The sequence below is a fragment of the Arthrobacter burdickii genome (assembly GCF_030433645.1).
In the GTDB taxonomy this organism is placed as follows: Bacteria; Actinomycetota; Actinomycetes; order Actinomycetales; family Micrococcaceae; genus Arthrobacter_D; species Arthrobacter_D burdickii.
In genome coordinates, this window is the sequence record NZ_JAROCG010000001.1 from 1,620,893 (window position 1) to 1,645,649 (window position 24,757).

Here is a 24,757-nt window from a genome sequence, read left to right on the forward strand (position 1 = left end):
CCGGATCTCTGGTAGACTTGGGACCAATTGTTTGTGTGGCAAAGGATCGGCGTTGCGAAACGTATCTCCGCGTTGTACGTAAGTTGTACAACGAATGCCACATTTTCGCACGCCTACAGTCGTTTCGCGGCAGCTTGTTCGTTGGTAGTGCGCCAAACGACTGATCATCCCGACCTCTGGATGGCGGGGCCCTGCGAAGCGGCCGCAACCGCGGAGTAGGGCGACAGGGATCTCATCTTCTGACATTACGGAGAACACGAAAGTGCCTACGATTAACCAGCTGGTCCGCAAGGGCCGGTCACCTAAGGTCTCCAAGACCAAGGCGCCCGCACTCAAGGGCAGCCCCATGAAGCGCGGCGTTTGCACCCGCGTCTACACCACCACCCCGAAGAAGCCGAACTCGGCTCTCCGCAAGGTCGCCCGCGTGCGCCTCAACGGTGGCATCGAAGTTACCGCCTACATCCCCGGTGTCGGTCACAACCTTCAGGAACACTCCATCGTGCTCGTGCGCGGCGGACGTGTGAAGGACCTTCCCGGTGTCCGATACAAGATCATCCGTGGCGCGCTCGACACCCAGGGCGTGAAGAACCGCAAGCAGGCTCGCAGCCGCTACGGCGCAAAGATGGAGAAGAAGTAATATGCCTCGTAAGGGCCCGGCCCCCAAGCGGCCGCTCGTACTCGATCCCGTCTACGGTTCACCCCTGGTCACGCAGCTGATCAACAAGGTGCTCGTCGACGGCAAGAAGTCCACCGCTGAGCGCATCGTCTACGGTGCCCTCGAAGGCGCACGCGCCAAGTCAGGTGGCGACCCCGTGGCAGCCCTCAAGAAGGCCATGGACAACGTGAAGCCGACCCTCGAGGTCCGCTCACGCCGTGTGGGTGGAGCCACCTACCAGGTCCCCGTCGAGGTCAAGCCCGGTCGTTCGACCGCCCTGGCCCTTCGCTGGCTCGTCGGCTACTCCAAGGCCCGTCGCGAGAAGACCATGACCGAGCGCCTCCAGAACGAGATCCTGGACGCTTCCAACGGTCTCGGTGCCGCAGTCAAGCGCCGTGAAGACACGCACAAGATGGCCGAGTCGAACAAGGCCTTCGCACACTACCGCTGGTAGCAGATCTGCCGGCCGGGCCGGAACCCCACCAGGGACGGCCCGGCCGGCGGTCCAGCAGAACTCCATTTTCGTAATAAGGGAGACACCGTGGCACAGGACGTGCTTACCGACCTCAACAAGGTCCGCAACATCGGCATCATGGCCCACATCGATGCCGGCAAGACCACCACTACCGAGCGCATCCTGTTCTACACGGGTGTAAACCACAAGATCGGTGAGACGCACGACGGCGCCTCCACCACCGACTGGATGGAACAGGAGAAGGAGCGCGGCATCACCATCACGTCTGCCGCCGTGACCTGCTTCTGGGAGAACAACCAGATCAACATCATCGACACCCCCGGGCACGTCGACTTCACCGTCGAGGTCGAGCGCTCACTGCGCGTCCTCGACGGCGCCGTCGCCGTGTTCGACGGCAAGGAGGGCGTTGAGCCCCAGTCGGAGACCGTGTGGCGCCAGGCCGACAAGTACGAAGTGCCCCGCATCTGCTTCGTCAACAAGATGGACAAGCTGGGCGCCGACTTCTACTTCACCGTCGACACCATCATCAGCCGCCTGGGCGCCAAGCCCCTCGTGCTGCAGCTCCCGATCGGCGCCGAGAACGACTTCATCGGCGTCGTCGACCTGCTCCACATGCGCGCCCTCGTCTGGCCCGGCGATGTCAAGGGTGACGTGACCATGGGTGCGAAGTACGAGGTCCAGGAGATCCCCGCCGACCTCCAGGAGAAGGCCGAGGAGTACCGCGCGACGCTCGTCGAGACCGTCGCCGAGTCCTCCGACGAGCTCATGAACAAGTACCTCGAGGGCGAAGAGATCTCCATCGCGGAGCTGAAGGCCGGCATCCGCAAGATGACGATCAACTCCGAGCTCTACCCGATCCTCTGCGGTTCCGCGTTCAAGAACCGCGGAGTGCAGCCGATGCTCGACGCCGTCATCGACTACCTGCCCTCGCCCCTCGACGTCCCCCCGATGATCGGCCACGATCCCCGGGACGAAGAGACCGAGCTGACGCGCAAGCCCAGCACGGAGGAGCCGTTCTCGGCCCTCGCGTTCAAGGTTGCGACGCACCCGTTCTTCGGCCAGCTGACGTTCATCCGCGTGTACTCGGGCCAGGTGTCCGCCGGCACGCAGGTGACCAACTCGACGAAGTCGAAGAAGGAGCGCATCGGCAAGCTGTTCCAGATGCACGCCAACAAGGAGATTCCCGTCGAGGAAGCCCTTGCCGGCCACATCTACGCAGCGATCGGCCTGAAGGACACCACCACCGGTGACACCCTGTCCGACTCGGCCAACCAGATCGTCCTCGAGTCCATGAGCTTCCCGGCTCCCGTGATCTCGGTGGCCATCGAGCCCAAGACGAAGGGTGACCAGGAGAAGCTCTCCACGGCCATCCAGAAGCTCTCGGCCGAGGATCCCACCTTCCAGGTGTCCCTCAACGAGGACACCGGGCAGACGATCATCGCCGGCATGGGCGAGCTCCACCTGGACATCCTGGTGGACCGCATGCGCCGCGAGTTCAAGGTCGAGGCGAACGTGGGCAAGCCCCAGGTCGCCTACCGTGAAACCATCAAGCGCGTCGTCGCCAAGCACGACTACACGCACAAGAAGCAGACCGGTGGTTCGGGCCAGTTCGCGAAGATCCAGATCGCGATCGAACCCCTGGACACGTCCGAGGGCGAGCTCTACTCGTTCGACAACAAGGTCACCGGTGGACGCGTTCCCCGCGAGTACATCCCGAGTGTCGACGCCGGCATCCAGGACGCACTCAACGACGGCGTGCTGGCCGGTTACCCGGTCGTCGGCATCAAGGCGACGCTGCTCGACGGCGCCTACCACGACGTCGACTCCTCCGAAATGGCCTTCAAGATCGCCGGACGTATGGCGTTCAAGGAAGCTGCTCGGATGGCGCAGCCCGTCCTGCTCGAGCCGCTGATGGACGTCGAGGTGCGCACCCCTGAGGAATACATGGGTGAAGTCATCGGTGACCTCAACTCCCGCCGTGGACAGATGCAGTCGATGGAGGACGCCAGCGGCGTGAAGGTCATCCGTGCCTTCGTTCCGCTGTCCGGAATGTTCGGGTACATCGGTGACCTGCGCTCGAAGACCCAGGGTCGCGCAGTGTACTCGATGCAGTTCAACAGCTACTCGGAGGTCCCGAAGGCGGTAGCCGACGAGATCATCCAGAAGACGCGCGGCGAGTAAGCCCCCTCCCGGAAACGGGATTTCCGGAGAGAGCCGGCCTGTCCGAGGGCAGGTCGGCCCCCTCTCCAGCTGCCGGCCCGGTCGGGCCGGCAGCGCACAGCAATTTCATCAAAACCAAAAGCCCCCAGTAGACTTGCATGAGTTTCAGCTGCGAAAAGCGCGGCTGGGAAGCAATTCTTCTCAAACGTTCTAGGAGGAACCCGTGGCGAAGGCAAAGTTCGAGCGGACTAAGCCGCACGTTAACATCGGCACCATCGGTCACGTCGACCATGGTAAGACCACGTTGACGGCTGCCATTTCCAAGGTGCTGTACGACAAGTACCCCACTCTCAACGAGCAGCGTGACTTCGCGTCGATCGACTCGGCTCCCGAGGAGAAGCAGCGCGGCATCACCATCAACATCTCGCATGTTGAGTACCAGACCGAGAAGCGCCACTACGCACACGTAGACGCTCCCGGCCACGCTGACTACATCAAGAACATGATCACCGGTGCGGCCCAGATGGATGGTGCCATCCTCGTTGTCGCCGCCACCGACGGTCCCATGGCCCAGACCCGCGAGCACGTTCTGCTCGCCCGCCAGGTCGGCGTTCCCTACCTGCTGGTCGCGCTGAACAAGTCCGACATGGTCGACGACGAGGAGCTCCTGGACCTCGTCGAGATGGAGGTCCGCGAACTGCTCAGCTCGCAGGGCTTCGACGGCGACGAGGCTCCTGTAGTCCGCGTCTCCGGCCTCAAGGCCCTCGAAGGCGACCCCGAGTGGGTCAAGTCCGTCGAGGAACTGATGGAAGCTGTCGACAACAACGTGCCGGACCCCGTGCGCGACAAGGACAAGCCCTTCCTCATGCCCGTCGAGGACGTCTTCACGATCACCGGTCGTGGAACCGTCGTCACCGGCCGCGCCGAGCGCGGAACCCTCGCCATCAACTCCGAGGTCGAGATCGTCGGTATCCGTCCGGTCCAGAAGACCACGGTCACCGGTATCGAGATGTTCCACAAGCAGCTCGACGAAGCCTGGGCAGGCGAGAACTGTGGTCTGCTCCTCCGCGGCATCAAGCGCGAGGACGTAGAGCGCGGCCAGGTCATCGTGAAGCCGGGTTCCATCACCCCTCACACCGACTTCGAGGCCAACGTCTACATCCTGGCCAAGGACGAGGGTGGGCGTCACAACCCGTTCTACTCGAACTACCGCCCGCAGTTCTACTTCCGCACCACGGACGTAACCGGCGTCATCACCCTCCCCGAGGGCACTGAAATGGTTATGCCCGGCGACAACACTGAGATGACCGTTGCGCTCATCCAGCCCATTGCCATGGAAGAGGGCCTCGGCTTCGCTATCCGCGAAGGCGGCCGCACCGTTGGTTCGGGACGTGTCACCAAGATCCTGAAGTAGTCTTCCGACTGCCGACGTGATGTCGAAGAAGGGCCCCGCTGCTGATGCAGCGGGGCCCTTCTTGTGTCGGCGCTCCAAAGCGGGCAGCCCGTTCGCGGCACGGGGCCGGAGGGGGAGCGCGCGGTCCGGATCGTCGGGCAGAGGAGTGGCAGGGCCCTCCCGATTGGCGTTATCCCGGCGTCTCTGCCACACTGGATAAGTTGTTCAAGCGCTCGCGCGCGCGGTCTGAGACCTTCTCCCGGTCAGGATAATGCCTGATGCAGGGATGTGGTCCGCCGGCATGTGCGGCCCAAATATAATCCACCCCGTTCGGCTCGGCCGGAATTCGCGGACCGTGTGTGTCTAGGAAAAGCGACACGCCCGAGCGCGGGGGTCGGAGCCCTAGCAGGGTGAGGAACCCGGATTCCTTCCGGATTCAGCCTGCAGGGAAGCGTCGCACAACGGACGCAGGAAATGTACGTACGTACCGGAACTGCCCAGGCAGTTATGTAGAGAGAGAGTCGAGACGCCATGGCGGGACAGAAAATCCGCATCCGGCTGAAGTCATATGACCACGAGGTCATTGATGTTTCAGCACGGAAGATCGTTGAGACGGTGACGCGCGCAGGCGCAACGGTAGTGGGCCCCGTGCCCCTGCCCACGGAGAAGAACGTATTCGTTGTCATCCGGTCCCCGCACAAGTACAAGGACAGCCGTGAGCACTTTGAAATGCGTACTCACAAGCGTCTGATCGACATCATTGATCCCACGCCCAAGGCCGTTGATTCGCTGATGCGTCTCGACCTGCCTGCGGACGTGAACATCGAAATCAAGCTGTAAGGGAGAGCGGATACACATGTCTACTTCACTTACGCGCCAGGTCAAGGGCCTGCTGGGCGTCAAGCTCGGCATGACCCAGGTCTGGGACGAGAACAACATCCTCATCCCGGTCACGGTCGTCCAGGCTGACTCGAACGTCATCACCCAGCTCCTCACCGCGGACAAGGACGGCTACACCGCTGTCCAGATCGGCTTCGGCCAGATCGATCCCCGTAAGGTCACCAAGCCGCTCGCCGGCCACTTCGAGAAGGCAGGCGTCACGCCCCGCCGTCACGTGGTCGAGCTGCGGACGTCCGACGCCGACTCCTACTCGCTCGGTCAGGAACTCTCCGTGGAGATGTTCGAAGCCGGCCAGACGGTCGACGTCATCGGCACCACCAAGGGCAAGGGTTTTGCCGGTGTCATGAAGCGCCACGGTTTCCACGGTGTTGGAGCCTCGCACGGTGCTCACAAGAACCACCGCAAGCCCGGTTCCATCGGTGGAGCATCCACCCCCAGCCGCGTCTTCCGTGGAATGAAAATGGCAGGCCGCATGGGCGCCGTTCGTCAGACCACGCTGAACCTCAAGGTTCACGCTGTCGACGCAGAGAAGTCGCTGCTGCTGATCAAGGGTGCCGTCCCCGGCGCCCGCGGCCAGGTCGTCCTCGTACGCACCGCCGTGAAGGGAGCATAGCCAAATGGCTGCCAACACTGTAAAGGTCGATCTCCCCGCGGAGATCTTCGATGCACAGACCAACATCCCCCTGCTGCACCAGGTCGTCGTGGCCCAGCTTGCGGCTGCCCGCCAGGGTACGCACAAGACGAAGACCCGCGCCGAGGTGAGCGGCGCAGGCCGCAAGCCGTTCAAGCAGAAGGGAACCGGTCGCGCCCGCCAGGGTTCGATCCGCGCCCCCCAGATGACCGGCGGTGGCATCGTCCACGGACCGACGCCCCGCGACTACAGCCAGCGCACCCCCAAGAAGATGATTGCCGCCGCTCTCCGCGGTGCACTCTCCGACCGGGCACGCAACGGCCGTATCCACGTCCTCGAGTCCCTGGTCACCGGCGACAAGCCGTCGACCAAGGGTGCCATCGAGACCCTGCGTGCGATCTCCGAGCGGCCCCGCCTGCTCGTCGTCATCGAGCGTGCCAACGATGTCGCCGCGCTGTCGGTGCGCAACGTACCCGCAGTACACGTCCTCTACGTAGACCAGCTCAACACGTACGACGTGCTGGTGTCGGACGACGTGATCTTCACCCAGGCCGCCTACGAGCAGTTCGTCGGATCGGCTGACGCCATCTCCGAGGAGGATGCCAAGTGAGCGGCACCATCGCAAAGGATCCGCGCGACGTCGTCATTGCACCCGTCGTCTCGGAGAAGAGCTACGGCCTGATCGACGAAGGCAAGTACACCTTCCTCGTCGACCCGCGCTCGAACAAGGAAGAAATCAAGCTGGCGGTCGAGAAGATCTTCTCCGTGAAGGTCGAATCGATCAACACCATCAACCGGGTTGGCAAGCGCAAGCGCACCAAGTTCGGCTGGGGCCAGCGCAAGGGCACCAAGCGTGCCATCGTGTCCCTCAAAGAGGGCTCGATCGACATCTTCGGCGGTCCGCTCTCCTAGAGCGGAGACCACTTTAACGAGGAATTGAGTTATGGGAATCCGTAAATACAAGCCGACAACCCCGGGCCGTCGTGGCTCGAGCGTTGCCGACTTCGCTGAAATCACCCGATCGACGCCGGAAAAGTCGTTGGTCCGTCCCCTCCCCAAGAAGGGTGGACGTAACAACACCGGTAAGATCACGACCCGCCACAAGGGTGGTGGACACAAGCGTCAGTACCGCCTGATCGACTTCCGCCGCCACGACAAGGACGGCGTCGACGCCCGCGTTGCCGAGATCGAGTACGATCCCAACCGCACCGCGCGCATCGCCCTCCTGCACTACGTCGACGGCACCAAGCGCTACATCGTCGCGCCGAACAAGCTCAAGCAGGGTGACTTCGTCGAGGCCGGCGCCGGGGCTGACATCAAGCCCGGCAACAACCTGCCGCTGCGCAACATCCCCGTGGGTACCGTCATCCACGCCGTCGAGCTCCGCCCAGGCGGCGGCGCGAAGATGGCACGCTCCGCCGGTGCGTCGGTACAGCTCGTCGCCAAGGAAGGCCGCTTCGCCCAGCTACGACTGCCCTCCGGTGAGATCCGCAACGTCGACGTCCGCTGCCGCGCGACGATCGGCGAGGTCGGCAACGCCGAGCAGTCGAACATCAACTGGGGCAAGGCCGGCCGTAACCGCTGGAAGGGCATCCGCCCGACCGTCCGCGGTGTCGCCATGAACCCGGTCGACCACCCGCACGGTGGTGGCGAGGGCAAGACCTCCGGTGGACGCCACCCGGTCAACCCGAACGGTAAGGCCGAAGGCCGTACCCGTCGCCCCAACAAAGAGAGCGACTCACTCATCGTGCGTCGCCGTCGTTCCGGCAAGAACAAGCGATAGGAGCCTGGAGACATGCCACGCAGCCTGAAGAAAGGCCCCTTCGTCGATCAGCACCTTTACGTAAAGGTCGCTCGCGAGAACGAATCGGGCACGAAGAACGTCATCAAGACGTGGTCCCGCCGCTCCATGATCGTCCCCGACATGCTCGGGCACACGATCGCGGTGCACGACGGACGCAAGCACATCCCGGTGTTTGTCACCGAGTCGATGGTCGGGCACAAGCTCGGCGAATTCGCTCCCACGCGGACTTTCCGCGGCCATGTTAAGGACGACCGCAAGGGCAAGCGCCGCTAGGCGCTGCTCTTACGGCTAAGACGAGAGAAGGAAAGCAATGGAAGCCAAGGCTATTGCGCGTCATATCCGCGTAACGCCTATGAAGGCCCGGCGCGTCGTCAACCTTGTTCGTGGTAAGCAGGCGAATGAGGCTCTGGCTATTCTGAAGTTTGCCCCACAGGTTGCTTCGGAGCCGGTTTTCAAGGTGGTCCAGTCGGCAGTCGCCAACGCCCGCGTTCTCGCGGACCGTGACGGCGTTGCCTTCGACGAGGACAACCTCATCATCAGCGAAGCATTCGTCGATGAAGGCCCCACGATGAAGCGGTTCCGTCCGCGTGCCCAGGGCCGCGCGTTCCGCATCAACAAGCGGACCAGCCACATCACGGTTGTCGTCGCTACCCCTGAGAAAGTGGAGGTCCGCTAAGTGGGACAGAAAGTAAACCCGCACGGGTTCCGACTCGGCATCACCACCGACCACAGGTCACACTGGTTCGCCGACAGCAACAAGCCGGGCCAGCGCTACCGTGACTTCGTCCGCGAAGACATCAAGATCCGCCAGCTCATGTCGACCGGCATGGACCGGGCCGGCATCGCGAAGGTCGAGATCGAGCGCACCCGTGACCGTGTCCGCGTGGACATCCACACGGCACGTCCCGGCATCGTCATCGGCCGCCGTGGAGCAGAAGCGGACCGCATCCGCGGCGAGCTCGAGAAGCTCACCGGCAAGCAGGTCCAGCTGAACATCCTCGAGGTCAAGAACCCCGAGATCGAGGCTCAGCTTGTCGCCCAGGGCATCGCCGAGCAGCTTTCCTCCCGCGTGGCCTTCCGCCGCGCGATGAAGAAGGCCATGCAGTCCGCACAGCGTGCCGGCGCCAAGGGCATCCGTGTCCAGTGCTCCGGTCGTCTGGGTGGCGCCGAAATGAGCCGCTCGGAGTTCTACCGCGAGGGACGCGTTCCCCTGCACACGCTCCGCGCCAACATCGACTACGGCTTCTTCGAAGCGAAGACCACCTTCGGCCGCATCGGCGTGAAGGTCTGGATCTACAAGGGTGACGTCACGGCGAAGGAACTTGCAGCCCAGGCTGCAGCAGCTCCCTCCCGTGGCCGCGGTGGAGACCGTCCGGGCCGTGGCCCTGCCGGTGCCGACCGTGGTGGCGACCGCGGCGGAGACCGTCGTCGTCGTGCCCCCGAGCGCTCCGAGGGCCAGGGTGCTTCGGCACCCGCCGAGACCGCCGCAGCCCCCGCTGCGACTGAAGGAGGACAGGCTTAGATGCTTATCCCACGTCGAGTCAAGTTCCGTAAGCAGCACCACCCGGGTCGTTCCGGCGCTGCAACCGGCGGCACCGAGGTCAGCTTTGGCGAGTGGGGTATCCAGGCTCTGAGCCCGGCATACGTCACCAACCGCCAGATCGAGTCCGCTCGTATCGCCATGACCCGCCACATCAAGCGTGGCGGAAAGGTCTGGATCAACATCTATCCGGACCGCCCGTTGACCAAGAAGCCTGCCGAGACCCGCATGGGTTCCGGTAAGGGTTCTCCCGAGTGGTGGGTGGCCAACGTCAAGCCGGGACGGGTTCTCTTCGAACTGTCCGGTGTTTCCGAAGAGGTAGCCCGCGAAGCCCTGCGCCTCGCGATCCACAAGCTGCCGTTGAAGGCACGCATCGTGCGTCGTGAGGGTGGTGAATAGTTATGGCTCTGGGTTCAAAGGAACTGGCAACAGACCAGCTGGACGGCTTCGATAAGGACCGTCTGGTGGAAGAACTGCGCAAGGCCAAGGAGGAGCTGTTCAACCTCCGTTTCCAGTCGGCCACCGGCCAGCTCGAAAGCCACGGTCGCCTTCGTTCGGTGAAGCGCGACATCGCACGCATCTACACGGTGCTGCGTGAGCGTGAACTGGGTATCCGTCCCGAGGTCGAAGCTCCCGTCGAGGAAGCGAAGCCCGCGAAGGCGGACAAGCCCAAGAAAGCCAAGAAGGCCTCCACGAAGGACGAACCTTCCGTGGACACCGAGGCTTCTGAGGAGGACGCCAAATGAGTGAGCAGCAGAGCGAAACGACCGTAGGAACCGAGAAGGCCGTCCACGACGCCAACTCGCGCGGCTACCGCAAGGTACGCCGTGGCTACGTCGTCTCCGACAAGATGGAAAAGACGATCGTCGTCGAGGTCGAGGACCGCGTGAAGCACGCCCTGTACGGCAAGGTGCTTCGCCGCAGCTCCAAGGTCAAGGCGCACGACGAGGAGAACATCGCCGGCATCGGCGACATGGTCCTCATCAGTGAGACCCGCCCGCTGTCCGCTACCAAGCGGTGGCGCCTGGTCGAGGTCATCGAGAAGGCCAAGTAACACCCGAGCAGTAGGGGGAGCCGGCCCGCCGGCCCCGCAGCAGATGCCTCGGACGCGATTTCGCGTCCGGGGCATCTTCGCGATACGATAGGAACCTTGTCTGTCTGGTGGGCTGGCGCATGCCCTCACGAGGGTTCCTCCGCAGGGTTTCCTGCCCAGGACTTCCGCTTGCGGGGCATCCCTTCGGGGGTTTCCTTCACACCGGGCAAATAGGCAAAAGCCCGATAATCTTGTTCATCACAAATCCGCTGTGCAAACGATCCACGCACAGCCGCGCGCCCGGCGTGCACGTGCTGAGTACCAGTATTACGGGGCCCACCCATATCCGTTCCGCAAGGCTCGACGAGAGAACCGGCGCGACGACAGGAGTAATAAGTGATTCAGCAGGAGTCGCGGCTAAAGGTCGCCGACAACACGGGGGCCAAGGAAATCTTGACCATCCGCGTTCTCGGAGGATCCGGGCGCCGCTACGCAGGCATCGGCGACGTCATCGTCGCCACCGTGAAGGACGCGATCCCCGGCGGCAACGTCAAGAAGGGTGACGTCGTCAAGGCGGTCATCGTCCGCACCAAGAAGGAACGCCGCCGCGCGGATGGTTCCTACATCAAGTTTGACGAGAACGCAGCAGTGATCCTGAAGAACGACGGCGACCCCCGCGGTACCCGTATCTTCGGCCCTGTCGGTCGCGAGCTCCGCGACAAGCGTTTCATGAAGATCATCTCGCTGGCGCCGGAGGTGCTGTAGTCCATGGCACAGAAGACAAAGCTCAAGATCAAGAAGGGTGACCTCGTCCAGGTCATCACCGGAGCCAAGCAGGACCGCGGCGGAGACCGCGGCAAGCAGGGCAAGGTACTGAAGGTGTTCCCCGAGACCAACCGCGTCCTCGTGGAAGGCATCAACCGGATCACCAAGCACACCAAGGTCGGGCAGTCGCAGCGCGGCACCAAGACCGGTGGCATCGAAGTTGTCGAGGCACCCGTGCACATCAGCAACGTCGCCGTCGTCGATCCCGAGACCAAGAAGCCGACCCGCGTCGGATACCGCACCGAGACCGTCGAGCGCGACGGCCGCGAGCGTGTTGTCCGCATCCGCGTGGCCAAGTCATCAGGGAAGGATCTGTAATGACTGTCGAAACCACAGAAGCCCGGGTTCTTCCCCGCCTGAAGGCGCGCTACGCGTCCGAGATCAAGGCAGCCCTGCAGGAGGAGTTCAACTACTCCAACGTCAACCAGGTCCCGCGCCTGGTCAAGGTCGTCGTGAACATGGGTGTCGGTGACGCCGCCAAGGACTCGAAGCTGATCGACGGGGCCGTCAAGGACCTGACCGCGATCACGGGCCAGAAGCCGCAGGTCACCAAGGCCCGCAAGTCCATCGCGCAGTTCAAGCTCCGCGAAGGAATGCCCATCGGTGCGCACGCTACCCTGCGTGGCGACCGCATGTGGGAATTCACGGACCGCCTGATCTCCCTCGCCCTGCCCCGTATCCGCGACTTCCGCGGACTCAACGGCAAGCAGTTCGACGGCAACGGCAACTACACCTTCGGCCTCACGGAGCAGTCAATGTTCCACGAGATCGACCAGGACCGTATCGACCGCGTACGTGGCATGGACATCACCGTCGTCACGACCGCCAAGACCGACGCCGAGGGCCGCGCGCTCCTCAAGGCGCTCGGCTTCCCCTTCAAATCCGAAGATTAATCTAACTACGTTGCAGGTCCACTCCAGCCGGCACCCTGAGTGCCGTCCGGAGCCCGGAAACCGTTTCGAGGAAGGGCAAGAGCCCACATGACAATGACAGATCCTGTCGCAGACATGCTCACGCGTCTGCGCAACGCAAACTCGGCTTACCACGACTCCGTGTCCATGCCGTACAGCAAGTTGAAGGCCCGCGTCGCGGACATTCTGAAGGCCGAAGGCTACATCGCCGGCTGGAAGGAAGAGGAAGCGGAGGTCGGCAAGAAGCTGACCATCGACCTCAAGTTCGGACCGGACCGCCAGCGTTCCATCGCCGGCATCCGCCGTATCTCCAAGCCCGGTCTGCGCGTGTACGCCAAGTCCACGAACCTGCCCCACGTGCTTGGCGGCCTCGGCATCGCCATCCTGTCCACGTCCTCCGGTCTGCTCACCGACCGCCAGGCATCCAAGAAGGGTGTGGGTGGGGAAGTCCTCGCCTACGTCTGGTAACGGGAAAGGGAAAGAATAATGTCACGTATTGGACGTCTCCCCATCGCCGTTCCCGCCGGTGTCGAGGTCGCAGTCAACGGCAACGAGGTCACCGTCAAGGGCTCGAAGGGCGAGCTGAGCCACACGGTTCCCAGCCCCATCGAGGTCTCCCTGAACGAGGGCATCCTCACCGTCGCGCGCCCGAACGACGAGCGCGAGTCGCGGTCGCTCCACGGCCTCACCCGCACGCTGATCTCCAACATGATCGTCGGAGTCACCGAGGGCTACAAGAAGAACCTTGAGATCGTGGGCACGGGTTACCGTGTGCAGGCCAAGGGCAGCGACCTGGAATTCGCTCTGGGTTACAGCCACCCGGTCGCCGTCAAGGCTCCCGAGGGCATCACCCTGACCGTCGACAGCCCCACCAAGCTCTCGGTCGCAGGCATCAACAAGCAGCAGGTCGGCGAGGTCGCTGCAACCATCCGCAAGCTGCGCAAGCCTGACCCCTACAAGGGCAAGGGCATCCGCTACGCAGGCGAGATCATCCGCCGCAAGGTCGGAAAGGCTGGTAAGTAACCATGGGTCTGAGCATCAACAAGAAGCGCAGCTCGAAGAGCAAGTCCGCCTCGCGTGGACGCCGCCACCTCCGTGTACGCAAGCGCGTCTCGGGCACGGCTGTCCGTCCCCGCCTGGTCGTCAACCGATCGGCCCGCCACGTATTCGTGCAGGTCGTCGACGACACCAAGGGCGTGACCGTCGCATCAGCCTCCACCCTCGAAGCGGACCTCCGTGCATTCGACGGTGACAAGACCGCCAAGGCCAAGCGCGTTGGCGAACTTGTTGCAGAGCGTGCCAAGGCTGTCGGTGTCGAAGCTGTCGTCTTCGACCGCGGCGGCAACAAGTACCACGGTCGCGTTGCAGCAATCGCAGACGGCGCACGTGAAGGTGGGCTGGCACTGTGACCGAGGAAAACAAGGCAAAGGAAGCCCCATTGAATACGGCTACAGAGCAGCCCGCGGCCGAAGCTCCGGCTGCAGGTGCAACTGACACCGCGTCGGCTGACGCCAACCGCCGCGGCAACGCCCGCGGTGGCGAGCGTGGCGGCAACTCCCGCGGCGGCGAGCGCGGCCGTGGCGGCCGTGACGGCGGCCGCGACGGCGGACGCAATGACGACAAGGACAAGTTCATTGAGCGCGTCGTCACCATCAACCGTGTCGCCAAGGTCGTCAAGGGCGGCCGCCGCTTCAGCTTCACCGCCCTCGTGGTGGTAGGCGACGGCAACGGCATGGTCGGCGTCGGCTACGGAAAGGCGAAGGAAGTTCCCTCCGCCATCCAGAAGGCCGTCGAGGAAGCCAAGAAGACGATGTTCCGCGTTCCGCGCATCGGTGGCACCGTCCCGCACCTGGTGCAGGGCGAGGCAGCAGCCGGCGTCGTTCTTCTCCGTCCCGCCTCCCCGGGTACCGGCGTTATCGCCGGTGGTCCGGTGCGTGCGGTACTGGAATGCGTCGGCATCCACGACGTCCTCTCCAAGTCGCTCGGTTCCGCGAACGCCATCAACATCGTTCACGCCACCGTTGACGCGCTGAAGCGCCTCGAAGAGCCCCAGGCAGTCGCGGCACGCCGTGGCCTGCCCCTCGACGAGGTCGCATCCCACCAGATGCTGCGCGCAATCGCAGCTCAGAAGACAGGTGCGTAATGACCGCGATCACACCGAAGAACGTGCGCGTGAGCTCGGCGCAGCTCGAGATCACCCAGATCAAGTCCGCCATTGGCGGCAAGCAGAACCAGCGCGACACGCTGCGGTCGCTCGGTCTCAAGCGGATCGGCCACACCGTGGTCCGTGAAGCCGATGCCGTTACCGTTGGCATGATCAACACGGTTCCGCACCTCTTGAAGGTTGAGGAGGCCAACTAATGGCAGAGAACAACACCGCGGCTTCGGCCGCACCCGAGGCAAAAGCAGAGCGCGTCCACGCCCTCAAGGTCCACCACCTGCGCCCCGCACCCGGAGCCAAGACGGCGAAGACCCGTGTTGGCCGTGGTGAGGGTTCGAAGGGTAAGACCGCAGGCCGTGGTACCAAGGGAACTGCAGCCCGCTACCAGGTGAAGGCAGGATTTGCCGGCGGCCAGCTGCCGCTGCACATGCGCCTTCCCAAGCTGCGCGGCTTCAAGAACCCGTTCCGCGTCGAGTTCCAGGTCGTGAACCTGGACAAGCTCTCCGAGCTGTACCCCGCTGGCGGCGACGTCACCGTGGACAGCCTGGTAGCGAACGGTGCCGTCCGCAAGAACCAGCCCGTCAAGGTGCTGGGGACCGGCGAGATCACCGTGGCCGTCAACGTCTCGGCCGACGCCTTCTCCGCATCCGCTGCAGAGAAGATCGTCGCCGCCGGCGGGACCGTCACCGAGCTGTAGGTCACTGGCCAACCCCTTCCCCGGCGCGCTGGGGGAGGGGTTGGCTGTGATCGGCGGCACTTTGGAACTAGACTCTTGGTGGGCAGGGCTGTATCAGCCCACCAGGAGTCTTTTTTCGGCTCAGGCCACCACACCCGCCGGTGCTCTGCCACGGGTGACCAACCGTTAGACTCGGTTGTTGTGTAGGGTCCGCCACAGGACCAACAGACCTTCAGGAGGACGCTTGCTTAGCGCTATTGGCCGGGCATTCCGGACGCCAGACTTGCGGCGCAAGCTGTTGTTCACGCTGGGAATCATTGCCATCTTCCGCCTCGGAGCCTTCATTCCCGCTCCCGGCGTCGACTACGGAAACGTGCAGCAGTGCCTCGCTCTGGGCAACACCGAGGGCGGTCTCTACCAGTTCGTGAACCTCTTCAGTGGGGGAGCCCTGCTCCAGGTCTCCATCTTCGCGCTGGGGATCATGCCGTACATCACGGCCAGCATCATCACGCAGCTCCTCCGGGTGGTCATTCCCCGCTTCCAGGAACTGCACGAGGAAGGCGCCCAGGGCCAGTCGAGGCTGACCCAGTACACGCGCTACCTGACCATCGCGCTCGGCCTGCTGAACGCCACCACCCTGGTCTCGCTCGCCCGCTCGGGCGCACTGCTCGGCAACTGCCCGGTGCCCCTGATCCCGAACGATTCGCTGATCACCATCGTCCTGCTGATCATCACGCTGACCGCCGGCACCGGACTCATCATGTGGATGGGCGAGCTCATCACCGAGAAGGGTGTGGGCAACGGTATGTCGCTGCTCATCTTCACGGCCATCGCCGCCGGTTTCCCCACCGCTCTCGGTGAGATCCTCCGCACCCAGGGCGCCACGGTGTTCACCTTCGTCCTCCTCATGGGCGTCGTCGTCGTCGCCCTCGTGATCTTCGTGGAGCAGTCGCAGCGACGCATCCCCGTGCAGTACGCCAAGCGCATGGTGGGCCGCCGCACGCTGGGCGGCAGCAGCACCTACATCCCGATCAAGGTCAACATGGCCGGCGTCATCCCCGTGATCTTCGCGTCCTCGATGCTGTACCTGCCGAGCCTGATCGCACAGTTCAACACTCCGCAGGACGGCACGGCCCCGGCCGGCTGGGTCAACTGGATCACCACGTACCTGACCCGCGGCGACCACCCGCTGTACATGGCGCTGTACTTCCTGCTCATCGTGTTCTTCACCTACTTCTACGTCGCCATCACGTTCAACCCGGACGAGGTGTCCGAGAACATGAAGAAGTACGGCGGGTTCATCCCCGGCATCCGCGCCGGGCGTCCCACGGCCGAGTACCTCCAGTACGTGCTCTCACGCATCACGCTCCCGGGTGCCATCTACCTGGGACTCGTGGCCCTGATCCCGCTGATAGCACTGGTGGCCATCGGCGCCAACCAGAACTTCCCGTTCGGCGGCACCTCGATCCTCATCATGGTGGGCGTGGGACTCGAGACGGTAAAGCAGATCGACGCTCAGCTCCAGCAGCGTCACTACGAAGGGTTGTTGCGTTGACGAGAATGCTGATCATCGGTCCCCCCGGATCCGGCAAGGGCACCCAGGCCGCTCGGATCTCGGATCGCCTCGACGTCGTGGCCATCTCGACCGGCGACATCTTCCGCGACAACGTGAAGCGGGAGACGCCCCTCGGCCTCGAGGCCAAGAAGTACATGGACGCCGGCGACTTCGTCCCCGACAGCGTCACGAACAGGATGGTCCGCGACCGCCTCGCGGCCGACGACGTCCAGGAGGGCTTCCTCCTCGACGGGTACCCGCGCACCGCGTCGCAGGTCGCCGAACTCGACGACATCCTCCGCGAGAACGAGCTCGAACTCGATGTCGTGCTGCAGCTCACCGCCGATGACGAGGAGCTCGTGAAGCGGCTCCTCGGGCGGGCGAAGCTGGACGGCCGTTCGGATGACAACGAGCAGGTCATCCGCCACCGCCTCGGGCTCTACCACGACCAGACGGAAGCAGTGGTGTCCCGGTACGACGAGCGCGGCATCGTCACCAAGGTCGACGGCATCGGGGCGATCGACGAGGTCACCGAGCGCGTCATGGCAGCACTCAAAGTAGCGAGCTAGGACTTTTGGGGATGTTCCGCCAGCCGAAGATCGAGTACAAGACGACCAGCCAGATGCTCGTGATGCGTGAGGCCGGCCGGGTGCTCTCCACGGCGCTCGACCGCACCGTCGCCGCGGCCGTCGTCGGTGTCACCACGGCGCAGCTCAACGAGGTCTTCGAGGAGGTCCTCCGCGAGGAGGGCGCGACGTCGAACTTCCTCGGGTACCACGGCTTCCCGGCCAGTATCTGCACGTCCGTCAACTCCGAGGTCGTCCACGGGATCCCCGGCGGCTACGTGCTGCAGGACGGCGACATCATCTCGATCGACGGCGGCGCCGTCGTCCGCGGCTGGCACTCCGACTCGGCGCGGACCGTCATCGTCGGGTCGCAGCGACCCGAGGACGTGCGGCTTTCCGACGTCACGGAGGAGGCCATGTGGCGCGGTATCGCGGCGCTGGCCTCCGCCCGGTTCGTCGGTGACATCGGTGCCGCTATCGACGACTACGTCTCGTCGGTCCCCGGACCCGCCCTCGGGATCCTCGAGGACTACGTGGGTCACGGTATCGGGACGCAGATGCACCAGGCGCCCGACGTGCTGAACTTCCGCAGCGCGAACCGCGGCCCCAAGGTCCGGCCCGGACTCTGCCTTGCCATCGAGCCGATGCTCGTGCAGGGAGGGCTGGAAACCGCAGTGCTCGACGACGACTGGACCGTTGTCACCACCGACGGCAAGCGCGCCTCGCAGTGGGAGCACAGTGTCGCAGTGCACGACGGCGGCATCTGGGTCCTGTCGGCCCCGGACGGGGGAGCGTCGCGCCTCGAGCCGCTCGGCGTCACCCCGGCTCCGCTGGCCGGCTGACGGCACGGAGCGATCGGCGTCGGCCCGGTATCGGTCCGCTACCTATGACGAACGAAGGTCCCGCACTCCGGTGCGGGACCTTCGTCGTTCCCGGCGGCGCCTAATACAGCAGCCGGGCGGACCCTGCCGTCCGATTTAACGATCCGGGGACGGTAGCGTAGAGTTGTCTGTTGGTTGTCTCTGCTTTTCGTGCCCAATTGGGCTCCGGAGACCTTCCCGTCCGAGCTCCGGTTTCCGACGGGTCTGACAATCAAAACCCCAAACCCGTCCGCCATGCAAGTGGCGGGCATAGACGTTAGCGGAGGATATGGCCAAGAAAGACGGTGTCATTGAGATTGAAGGCACTGTGAACGAGGCGCTGCCCAACGCGATGTTCCGCGTTGAGTTGGCCAACGGACACATTGTTCTCGCCCACATCTCGGGAAAGATGCGCCAGCACTACATTCGAATCCTTCCTGAGGACCGGGTCGTAGTGGAACTCAGCCCGTACGACCTCACCCGGGGCCGTATTGTCTACCGCTACAAATAAGAATCAACTCGAAGGAAAACCATGAAGGTCAACCCGAGCGTGAAGCGGATCTGCGAGAAGTGCCAGGTGGTCCGCCGCAAAGGCAACGTTCTCGTCATCTGCGAGAACCCGCGCCACAAGCAGCGCCAGGGCTAAGAACCTCTTCCAGAGGTTCTTCCCACGCGTAGAAGTACATTTCACGGCAGAACAGCGTCCCTGTGGGACGTACACCCCCGGCACGGAGGCCGGGGACCGGAACACCAGTTCCGTGGACGTTCTGCTTCAGACCTCCGGTAACACCAAAGGAGCACCGCCACTATGGCACGTCTCGCTGGCGTAGACATCCCCCGCGAAAAGCGGGTAGTCATCGCGCTTACCTATATCTACGGCGTGGGCAAGACCCGTGCAGAGAAGACGCTCGTGGACACGGGGATCTCCCCGAACACGCGCGTCAAGGACCTCACCGACGCCGAGCTGGTCCAGCTCCGCGACTACATCGAAGGCAGCTTCAAGGTCGAGGGTGACCTCCGCCGTGAGGTTGCAGCCGACATCCGCCGCAAGGTCGAGATCGGCAGCTACGAAGGCATTCGGCACCGCCGCGGCCTTCCCGTACGTGGACAGCGTACGAAGACCAACGCCCGTACCCGCAAGGGCCCGAAGCGTACGGTCGCAGGCAAGAAGAAGGTCGGACGCTAGTCCCTGATGGCCCCCTAACCGGACTCGCTAGCGCTCGTCCGGCCAGGGAACCCCGCCATCAGGGGCCCATCCCACTGGCTCCCTCGCCAACGGAGGCCCCTGTTCGTAGGACCTCCGGCAGGATTCGATCCGACTCAATGCTTTACCCAATACCTTCGTAGGAGAAGTAATGCCCCCCAAGACTCGTGGAGCGGTGCGTAAGCCGCGTCGCAAGGATAAGAAGAACATCGCGCTCGGCCAGGCGCACATCAAGAGCACCTTCAACAACACCATCGTGTCCATCACGGACCCCAGCGGAGCAGTCATCTCCTGGGCCTCCGCCGGTGAGGTTGGCTTCAAGGGCTCACGCAAGTCCACCCCGTTCGCCGCGCAGATGGCTGCAGAAGCTGCTGCAAAGCGTGCCCAGGAGCACGGCGTCAAGAAGGTCGACGTCTTCGTGAAGGGACCGGGATCGGGTCGCGAAACCGCCATCCGTTCGCTGCAGGCCACCGGCCTCGAGGTCGGCTCCATCTCGGACGTCACCCCCAGCGCACACAACGGCTGCCGCCCGCCCAAGCGCCGCCGCGTCTAATCTGCTTTCCGGTCACCGTGCCGCCCTGAAGGAAACGAAACGTTCCGGCAGGGCGGTTCGGTGCCGTTCCAGTAGCTTTCGAGCCGGCCGACCCGCAGTCCCGCCCATACAGAAGCGTCATATAGCGGATGCTTCCTGAAAGGAAATGTACGTGCTTATTGCACAGCGCCCCACCCTGACTGAAGAAGTAGTCGCCGACAACCGCTCGCGGTTCGTGATCGAACCCCTCGAGCCCGGCTTCGGCTACACCCTCGGCAACTCCCTCCGCCGTACCCTCCTGTCCTCGATCCCCGGTGCTGCCGTGACCAGCATCCGCATCGACGGCGTGCTGCACGAATTCACCACGGTTCCCGGGGTGAAGGAGGATGTCACCGAGATCATCCTGAACATCAAGAATCTTGCCGTCTCCTCGGAGCACGACGAGCCTGTCGTCGCCTACCTGCGCAAGCAGGGTCCCGGCGTCGTCACCGCTGCGGACATCGCGCCTCCCGCAGGCGTCGAGTTCCACAACCCGGACCTCCACATCGCGACCCTCAACTCGAAGGGCAAGTTCGAGCTCGAACTGACCATCGAGCGTGGCCGCGGCTACGTGTCCGCCTCGCAGAACAAGTCCGGCGACTCGGAGATCGGCCGCATCCCGGTCGACTCCATCTACTCGCCGGTCCTGAAGGTCACCTTCCGCGTGGAAGCGACCCGTGTTGAGCAGCGCACCGACTTCGACAAGCTGATCGTCGACGTCGAGACGAAGGACGCCATCGCCCCGCGCGACGCCGTCGCTTCTGCCGGCACCACCCTGGTGGAGCTGTTCGGACTCGCACGCGAGCTGAACACCGCCGCCGAGGGCATCGAGATCGGTCCTTCGCCCACCGACGCAGCACTTGCTGCCGACATGGCGCTGCCGATCGAGGACCTCGAACTTACGGTCCGCTCGTACAACTGCCTCAAGCGCGAGGGCATCCACTCCGTGGGTGAACTCGTTGCACGCTCCGAGGCCGACCTCATGGACATCCGCAACTTCGGTGCGAAGTCCATCGACGAGGTCAAGGCGAAGCTCGTCGAGCTCGGTCTCTCCCTGAAGGATTCCCCTCCAGGCTTCGACCTTGCCGCCCGCGCTGCTGCCATCGAAGAGGACGACGCCGCCTACGGCGACGAAGAGCTCTAAAACGCTATCTGTCCGCCCGTCGCTGGAAAGCGGCGGGACGGACACCTAATGAGGAGAAATCACCATGCCCACACCCACTAAGGGCCCACGCCTCGGAGGCGGTCCGGCGCACGAACGCCTGATGCTCGCCAACCTGGCCGCCTCACTGTTCGAGCACAAGCGCATCACCACCACGGTGACGAAGGCCAAGCGCCTCCGCCCCTACGCCGAGCGTCTCATCACGTTCGCGAAGAAGGGCGACCTGGCGTCGCGTCGTCGCGTCCTCGGTGTCATCAGCAGCAAGAGCATCGTCCACGAGCTGTTCACGGACATCGCCCCCGCTGTTGCCAACCGCGAGGGTGGCTACACCCGCATCACGAAGATCGGCAACCGCAAGGGCGACAACGCTCCCATGGCCGTCATCGAACTGGTGCTGGAGCCCATGTCCGCCAAGCAGTCCGTCGTCGCCGAGGCCGAGCAGGCCAAGGCTCCCGCCGCTGCCGCAGCACCGGCCGCCGAGTCCGTAGACGTCCCGGAGACCGCTGAGGCTGTCGAGTCGGTCGATTCGGCACCTGCTGCGGACGAGGTCGCAGCCGAGGACACCACGGTCGACGCCGAAGCCGGCGCCGAAGATGAGGTCGTCGTCGTCGAAGGCACCGTCGAGGACGAGAAGAAGTAATTCTTCCCCTCCGTCGTACGCCATGACCACGCTCGAGCCCGCCATCCCTTCCGGGGATGGCGGGCTTTTGCGTGTCCGTGTCCGCCTCGATATCTCCTACGACGGTGCGCCCTTCTCGGGTTGGGCCCTGCAGCCAGGGCTCACCACCGTTCAGGGCATCCTCGAAGGTGCCCTCTTCACACTCCTGCGCCGGCAGGCGCGCCTCACTGTGGGCGGACGGACCGACGCCGGTGTCCATGCCCGTGGCCAGGTGGCCCACGTCGACCTGACGCACGCTGAGTGGGAGGGCATGGGGCGGGGCCGTGACGTCGAGCCTGCCGACGCCTTCCTGCGCCGGCTGACCGGCACCATCAACCGTGAGCTGACCGATGGCATGACGGGACGCGGCCGATCCGTTCGCAACTCGGTACCCGCCGTCGTCGTGCGCTCCGCTACCCGCGCACCGGCCGGTTTCGACGCCCGCTTCTCTGCGCTCTGGCGCCGGTACAGCTATGGCATCGCCGATACCACGGCTGGGCAGGACCCGCTGCGCCGCCACACGACGCTGTGGCACCCGGCGGCGTTGGATGTCGCGCTGCTCAACGAGGGTGCGGCCTACCTGCTCGGGATGCAGGATTTCGCCGCGTTCTGCAAGCCTCGGGTAGGGGCTACGACCATTCGTGAACTGCAGCGCTACGAGTTCACCCGCGGACACGACGGCGTCATCACGGCTACCGTGCAGGCGGACGCCTTCTGCCACAACATGGTCCGGGCACTCATCGGATCAACGCTGCGTGTGGGATCGGGGGAGCTGCCGCCGGTGTGGCTGGCGGAGAGGCTCGCTGCCCGCCTCAAGGACGCTCGGTCCATCCTCGCCGCTCCGCACCCGCTCGTGCTCGAGGAGATCGCGTATCCCGGCGACGAGGAGCTTGCCGCTCGCGCTGAACTGACGCGTTCCCGGAGGAACGCCGGACACCTGGAGCCTTAGTCAGGAAGCGCTGCGGCGGACGCCGACTAGCTGAGGTCGGGCCGAAGCCGGTGGGGGAGCGGTTCCTCCTGGAGGATTTCTCCGGGTGCCGGCTCTTCATCTTCTCCGTGTGTGAGTTCTTCATCGAGTTGGTGGAGTTGGTCGTCGACGATCTGTCCGGCCTGCCAGTACCTGTTTCTCCGGGGTGTTCCTGCCCGACCGGGGTGGCCTGGTGCGTGGAACCAGGAGACACCGCCCCGAGGTTCTGCCCGCCACACGCCCTGGTGGATGAGGTGGTGGTGGCGTGAGCACAGCAGCACTCCATTGCTGATACTTGTGCTGCCGCCCTTGGACCAGGGGTCGATGTGGTGGGCTTCGCACCAGGGTGCCGGGATGGAACAGTCCGGGAAGGCGCAGCCCTTGTCCCGGGCGACCAGTGCCCGGCGCAGGTGCGGTGGGAAGAGGCGCTGGGCTCTCCCGAGGTCCAGGACCTGGCCCGCACCGCCGAGGACGACCGGGATGATGTCCGCGTCGCAGGCGATCCGCCGGATGCTCCTGGCGCTGACCTGCCCGGCGAAGACCGCCTGTCCCGGCCGCTGGCCCGGGTGCTGGGTCTGGCCGGTGAGGACACTGTTGAGGTTCCTGCTGAGGTCGGTGATGAGGTCCTGGTAGTCGATGGTCACCATCACCTGCGGCCGGTGACCACCGGTGGCGGGAAGACCGGCCGTGCTCAGGGCGATCCTGCACGCTCCGACCAGTCCCTCCAGCAGCATCTGGGCCCTCGTTGGACCCTCCGGATCACCGAACCGGCCCGCACCCGCACCCCAGCCAGAATCGTCACCCGCGCCTGAACACGAGTCGTCACCGGTGCCTGTGCCGCTTTCGGCAGCAGCACCGAAGGCAGCGGTAGCGTCTGCGCTTTCGACAGCGACAGCAACGCCGGTAGCAGCGACAGCAACGCCGGCAGTACTGGTGTGGCCGGGGAGCGCCCTGGGATTCGTGGCGGTGTTCATGACGGTGGCGAGGTGTTCGAACTGCTCGTCGGTGGCACCGATTTCCAGCACGTGCAGTCCGTGGCGCCGGCCCTTGAGGAACACGCCCTGGCGTGCCCGGAGCACTTTCTCCGATGGTTCCTGCCCGTCCTGATCCAGGACACCCTCCCACCGGTGGGCCAGGACCCGCAGGATGTCCTCGTCGGACTCCACCGCCTGCCGGGTCAGGTGCTCCTCCATCGACTCGACCTGCTCCGCGGTCGCAAAGGACTGCACCCGGTGCACGGCCTGGGAGACGATCGTCGCGGCCCGACCACTGACCAGGGCCGCCTCCGCCGCCGCGCCGAGGGTTCCCAGCCGGGCCGGCAGTGCCGCGCCCGTCGGGGACATCCGCGGCAGCACCAGCTCGGCCAGGGCCAGCCGGCGCCGGGCCTCGGCACGGCTGACACCGAGGGTCCCGCGCAGGAAGTCCGCGCAATCCCTGAACCCATCTGTTCCTGCACCCGCCGAGGACAACGCACCGGTGCCTGAGGAGGCGGTGCTCAAACCGGCTGGAGCCGGGGTCTCGACACGGATGCCCTGTTCGGCCCGGGCCAGAAGCGACCCGGTCCCGGACGTACTCCCGGACGTACTCCCGGATGTACTCCCGGGATCAGGCCCGCCGGGATCAGACTCGTCGACCCGGTAGTGCTCTTGGGCGAGGCGTGCGGCCAGAACTTGTAGGTGATCCACGATCCTCGAGGCCTGTTCGACGTCGACGATGAGCTGCAGCGCCTCCGAGCGGGTCAGCACACGGCCCTGCAGGCTCACTTCCCGAGCACACTCCGCGAGGGCAACGCACGCCGACTCGAGCGGACCCACTGGACTTGGGGTCTGCACGGAGCGCTCGATCGGGGCGATGGCCATACCCCAATTTATCGAACACACGTACTACTGCAGCTGCCTCGGGAGCCTATGTGGACAACTAAAGGGCGGTCTTCACACAAGTAGGGAAAAGGGTGTGCACCCAGGTCGGGGCTCGAGTGGGACCTGTAACGCTCCGGCCCCATACGGCCCCCCGCGGAGGAATCAAAGAGGCTCTACGGCCGGTAAGGACC

The 24,757-nt window shown here is 64.5% G+C and carries 35 protein-coding genes; 34 read left to right on the plus strand and 1 reads right to left on the minus strand.

The features are described 5' to 3' along the window. Positions 1 to 262: 262 nt before the first annotated feature. From rpsL to P5G52_RS07720, 34 genes are all read left to right on the plus strand, one after another. The gene (gene rpsL / locus P5G52_RS07555; RefSeq protein ID WP_087076907.1) at positions 263 to 637 is read left to right on the plus strand and encodes a 30S ribosomal protein S12; all 375 of its coding nucleotides are present in this window, start codon (positions 263 to 265) and stop codon (positions 635 to 637) included. 1 nt (position 638) lies between these two features. Next, entirely contained in the window at positions 639 to 1,109 is a 471-nt protein-coding gene (rpsG, locus tag P5G52_RS07560) for a 30S ribosomal protein S7 (protein ID WP_087076905.1), read from the plus strand. A gap of 87 nt (positions 1,110 to 1,196) precedes the next feature. Continuing rightward, complete coding sequence (gene fusA / locus P5G52_RS07565; protein ID WP_301226155.1) at positions 1,197 to 3,311, plus strand: elongation factor G; 2,115 nt, start codon at positions 1,197 to 1,199, stop codon at positions 3,309 to 3,311. A 202-nt stretch (positions 3,312 to 3,513) separates the two neighbouring features. After that, the gene (tuf, locus tag P5G52_RS07570; RefSeq protein ID WP_087076901.1) at positions 3,514 to 4,704 is read left to right on the plus strand and encodes an elongation factor Tu; all 1,191 of its coding nucleotides are present in this window, start codon (positions 3,514 to 3,516) and stop codon (positions 4,702 to 4,704) included. Positions 4,705 to 5,214: 510 nt separating this feature from the next. Beyond that, a complete protein-coding gene (rpsJ, locus tag P5G52_RS07575) occupies positions 5,215 to 5,523 on the plus strand; it encodes a 30S ribosomal protein S10 (protein WP_026531952.1) in 309 nt (102 codons plus the stop codon). A 16-nt stretch (positions 5,524 to 5,539) separates the two neighbouring features. Then, entirely contained in the window at positions 5,540 to 6,196 is a 657-nt protein-coding gene (gene rplC, locus P5G52_RS07580; protein WP_301226158.1) for a 50S ribosomal protein L3, read from the plus strand. Between the two features lie 4 nt (positions 6,197 to 6,200). Further along, the gene (gene rplD, locus P5G52_RS07585; protein ID WP_301226160.1) at positions 6,201 to 6,824 is read left to right on the plus strand and encodes a 50S ribosomal protein L4; all 624 of its coding nucleotides are present in this window, start codon (positions 6,201 to 6,203) and stop codon (positions 6,822 to 6,824) included. Further along, positions 6,821 to 7,126, plus strand: a complete 306-nt coding sequence (gene rplW, locus P5G52_RS07590; protein WP_087076895.1) for a 50S ribosomal protein L23 — start codon at positions 6,821 to 6,823, stop codon at positions 7,124 to 7,126. The genes rplD and rplW overlap by 4 nt, the downstream gene beginning before the upstream one ends. 31 nt (positions 7,127 to 7,157) lie before the next feature. Beyond that, a complete protein-coding gene (rplB, locus tag P5G52_RS07595) occupies positions 7,158 to 7,997 on the plus strand; it encodes a 50S ribosomal protein L2 (RefSeq protein WP_055768070.1) in 840 nt (279 codons plus the stop codon). Between the two features lie 12 nt (positions 7,998 to 8,009). Next, positions 8,010 to 8,291, plus strand: coding sequence for a 30S ribosomal protein S19 (gene rpsS / locus P5G52_RS07600; RefSeq protein ID WP_026549122.1), 282 nt, complete (start codon positions 8,010 to 8,012; stop codon positions 8,289 to 8,291). 37 nt (positions 8,292 to 8,328) lie between these two features. Then, on the plus strand, positions 8,329 to 8,694 hold the full coding sequence (rplV, locus tag P5G52_RS07605; protein ID WP_049829178.1) for a 50S ribosomal protein L22: 366 nt from the start codon (positions 8,329 to 8,331) through the stop codon (positions 8,692 to 8,694). Beyond that, on the plus strand, positions 8,695 to 9,540 hold the full coding sequence (gene rpsC, locus P5G52_RS07610) for a 30S ribosomal protein S3 (protein WP_104118808.1): 846 nt from the start codon (positions 8,695 to 8,697) through the stop codon (positions 9,538 to 9,540). After that, a complete protein-coding gene (gene rplP, locus P5G52_RS07615; protein ID WP_049829176.1) occupies positions 9,541 to 9,957 on the plus strand; it encodes a 50S ribosomal protein L16 in 417 nt (138 codons plus the stop codon). Between the two features lie 2 nt (positions 9,958 to 9,959). Continuing rightward, positions 9,960 to 10,304, plus strand: coding sequence for a 50S ribosomal protein L29 (gene rpmC / locus P5G52_RS07620; RefSeq protein ID WP_087076891.1), 345 nt, complete (start codon positions 9,960 to 9,962; stop codon positions 10,302 to 10,304). Then, on the plus strand, positions 10,301 to 10,612 hold the full coding sequence (rpsQ, locus tag P5G52_RS07625) for a 30S ribosomal protein S17 (RefSeq protein ID WP_087076889.1): 312 nt from the start codon (positions 10,301 to 10,303) through the stop codon (positions 10,610 to 10,612). Before rpmC ends, rpsQ begins: the two co-directional genes overlap by 4 nt. A 375-nt stretch (positions 10,613 to 10,987) precedes the next feature. After that, positions 10,988 to 11,356, plus strand: a complete 369-nt coding sequence (gene rplN, locus P5G52_RS07630) for a 50S ribosomal protein L14 (RefSeq protein ID WP_049829173.1) — start codon at positions 10,988 to 10,990, stop codon at positions 11,354 to 11,356. 3 nt (positions 11,357 to 11,359) lie between these two features. Continuing rightward, positions 11,360 to 11,734, plus strand: a complete 375-nt coding sequence (gene rplX / locus P5G52_RS07635; RefSeq protein WP_301226170.1) for a 50S ribosomal protein L24 — start codon at positions 11,360 to 11,362, stop codon at positions 11,732 to 11,734. Next, on the plus strand, positions 11,734 to 12,309 hold the full coding sequence (gene rplE, locus P5G52_RS07640) for a 50S ribosomal protein L5 (RefSeq protein ID WP_301226172.1): 576 nt from the start codon (positions 11,734 to 11,736) through the stop codon (positions 12,307 to 12,309). The genes rplX and rplE overlap by 1 nt, the downstream gene beginning before the upstream one ends. An 87-nt stretch (positions 12,310 to 12,396) precedes the next feature. Continuing rightward, entirely contained in the window at positions 12,397 to 12,795 is a 399-nt protein-coding gene (gene rpsH, locus P5G52_RS07645) for a 30S ribosomal protein S8 (protein ID WP_043440638.1), read from the plus strand. 18 nt (positions 12,796 to 12,813) lie between these two features. Beyond that, complete coding sequence (gene rplF, locus P5G52_RS07650) at positions 12,814 to 13,350, plus strand: 50S ribosomal protein L6 (RefSeq protein WP_087076883.1); 537 nt, start codon at positions 12,814 to 12,816, stop codon at positions 13,348 to 13,350. Positions 13,351 to 13,352: 2 nt separating this feature from the next. After that, positions 13,353 to 13,736, plus strand: coding sequence for a 50S ribosomal protein L18 (rplR, locus tag P5G52_RS07655; protein WP_087076881.1), 384 nt, complete (start codon positions 13,353 to 13,355; stop codon positions 13,734 to 13,736). Then, positions 13,733 to 14,470: a 30S ribosomal protein S5 gene (gene rpsE, locus P5G52_RS07660; protein ID WP_435868655.1), complete on the plus strand. Its 738-nt coding sequence runs from the start codon at positions 13,733 to 13,735 to the stop codon at positions 14,468 to 14,470. The genes rplR and rpsE overlap by 4 nt, the downstream gene beginning before the upstream one ends. Continuing rightward, positions 14,470 to 14,688 carry a 50S ribosomal protein L30 gene (rpmD, locus tag P5G52_RS07665; RefSeq protein ID WP_301226179.1) on the plus strand — a complete coding sequence of 73 codons (219 nt, stop codon included), beginning with the start codon at positions 14,470 to 14,472 and terminating at the stop codon, positions 14,686 to 14,688. Before rpsE ends, rpmD begins: the two co-directional genes overlap by 1 nt. Continuing rightward, the gene (rplO, locus tag P5G52_RS07670; protein WP_301226181.1) at positions 14,688 to 15,185 is read left to right on the plus strand and encodes a 50S ribosomal protein L15; all 498 of its coding nucleotides are present in this window, start codon (positions 14,688 to 14,690) and stop codon (positions 15,183 to 15,185) included. The genes rpmD and rplO overlap by 1 nt, the downstream gene beginning before the upstream one ends. 223 nt (positions 15,186 to 15,408) lie before the next feature. After that, entirely contained in the window at positions 15,409 to 16,719 is a 1,311-nt protein-coding gene (secY, locus tag P5G52_RS07675; RefSeq protein WP_301226183.1) for a preprotein translocase subunit SecY, read from the plus strand. Between the two features lie 5 nt (positions 16,720 to 16,724). Continuing rightward, positions 16,725 to 17,288, plus strand: coding sequence for an adenylate kinase (locus P5G52_RS07680; protein ID WP_301228708.1), 564 nt, complete (start codon positions 16,725 to 16,727; stop codon positions 17,286 to 17,288). 11 nt (positions 17,289 to 17,299) lie between these two features. Beyond that, a complete protein-coding gene (gene map, locus P5G52_RS07685; protein ID WP_301226185.1) occupies positions 17,300 to 18,127 on the plus strand; it encodes a type I methionyl aminopeptidase in 828 nt (275 codons plus the stop codon). A gap of 307 nt (positions 18,128 to 18,434) precedes the next feature. Continuing rightward, the gene (gene infA / locus P5G52_RS07690; RefSeq protein ID WP_019481515.1) at positions 18,435 to 18,656 is read left to right on the plus strand and encodes a translation initiation factor IF-1; all 222 of its coding nucleotides are present in this window, start codon (positions 18,435 to 18,437) and stop codon (positions 18,654 to 18,656) included. Between the two features lie 21 nt (positions 18,657 to 18,677). Further along, positions 18,678 to 18,791, plus strand: coding sequence for a 50S ribosomal protein L36 (rpmJ, locus tag P5G52_RS07695; protein WP_043440658.1), 114 nt, complete (start codon positions 18,678 to 18,680; stop codon positions 18,789 to 18,791). A gap of 162 nt (positions 18,792 to 18,953) precedes the next feature. Further along, positions 18,954 to 19,331, plus strand: a complete 378-nt coding sequence (rpsM, locus tag P5G52_RS07700; protein WP_087076867.1) for a 30S ribosomal protein S13 — start codon at positions 18,954 to 18,956, stop codon at positions 19,329 to 19,331. A gap of 169 nt (positions 19,332 to 19,500) precedes the next feature. Continuing rightward, on the plus strand, positions 19,501 to 19,902 hold the full coding sequence (rpsK, locus tag P5G52_RS07705; RefSeq protein ID WP_026531448.1) for a 30S ribosomal protein S11: 402 nt from the start codon (positions 19,501 to 19,503) through the stop codon (positions 19,900 to 19,902). Positions 19,903 to 20,053: 151 nt separating this feature from the next. Then, the gene (locus tag P5G52_RS07710) at positions 20,054 to 21,064 is read left to right on the plus strand and encodes a DNA-directed RNA polymerase subunit alpha (RefSeq protein ID WP_055769255.1); all 1,011 of its coding nucleotides are present in this window, start codon (positions 20,054 to 20,056) and stop codon (positions 21,062 to 21,064) included. A 64-nt stretch (positions 21,065 to 21,128) separates the two neighbouring features. After that, positions 21,129 to 21,722 (plus strand): 50S ribosomal protein L17, encoded by a 594-nt coding sequence (gene rplQ, locus P5G52_RS07715; RefSeq protein ID WP_301226192.1) that lies wholly within the window; start codon positions 21,129 to 21,131, stop codon positions 21,720 to 21,722. 22 nt (positions 21,723 to 21,744) lie between these two features. After that, a complete protein-coding gene (locus tag P5G52_RS07720) occupies positions 21,745 to 22,689 on the plus strand; it encodes a tRNA pseudouridine synthase A (RefSeq protein WP_301226194.1) in 945 nt (314 codons plus the stop codon). 26 nt (positions 22,690 to 22,715) lie between these two features. On the opposite strand, the gene P5G52_RS07725 is transcribed toward P5G52_RS07720, so the two are convergent. Further along, complete coding sequence (locus P5G52_RS07725) at positions 22,716 to 24,566, minus strand: HNH endonuclease signature motif containing protein (protein ID WP_301226196.1); 1,851 nt, start codon at positions 24,564 to 24,566, stop codon at positions 22,716 to 22,718. Positions 24,567 to 24,757 lie beyond the last annotated feature (191 nt).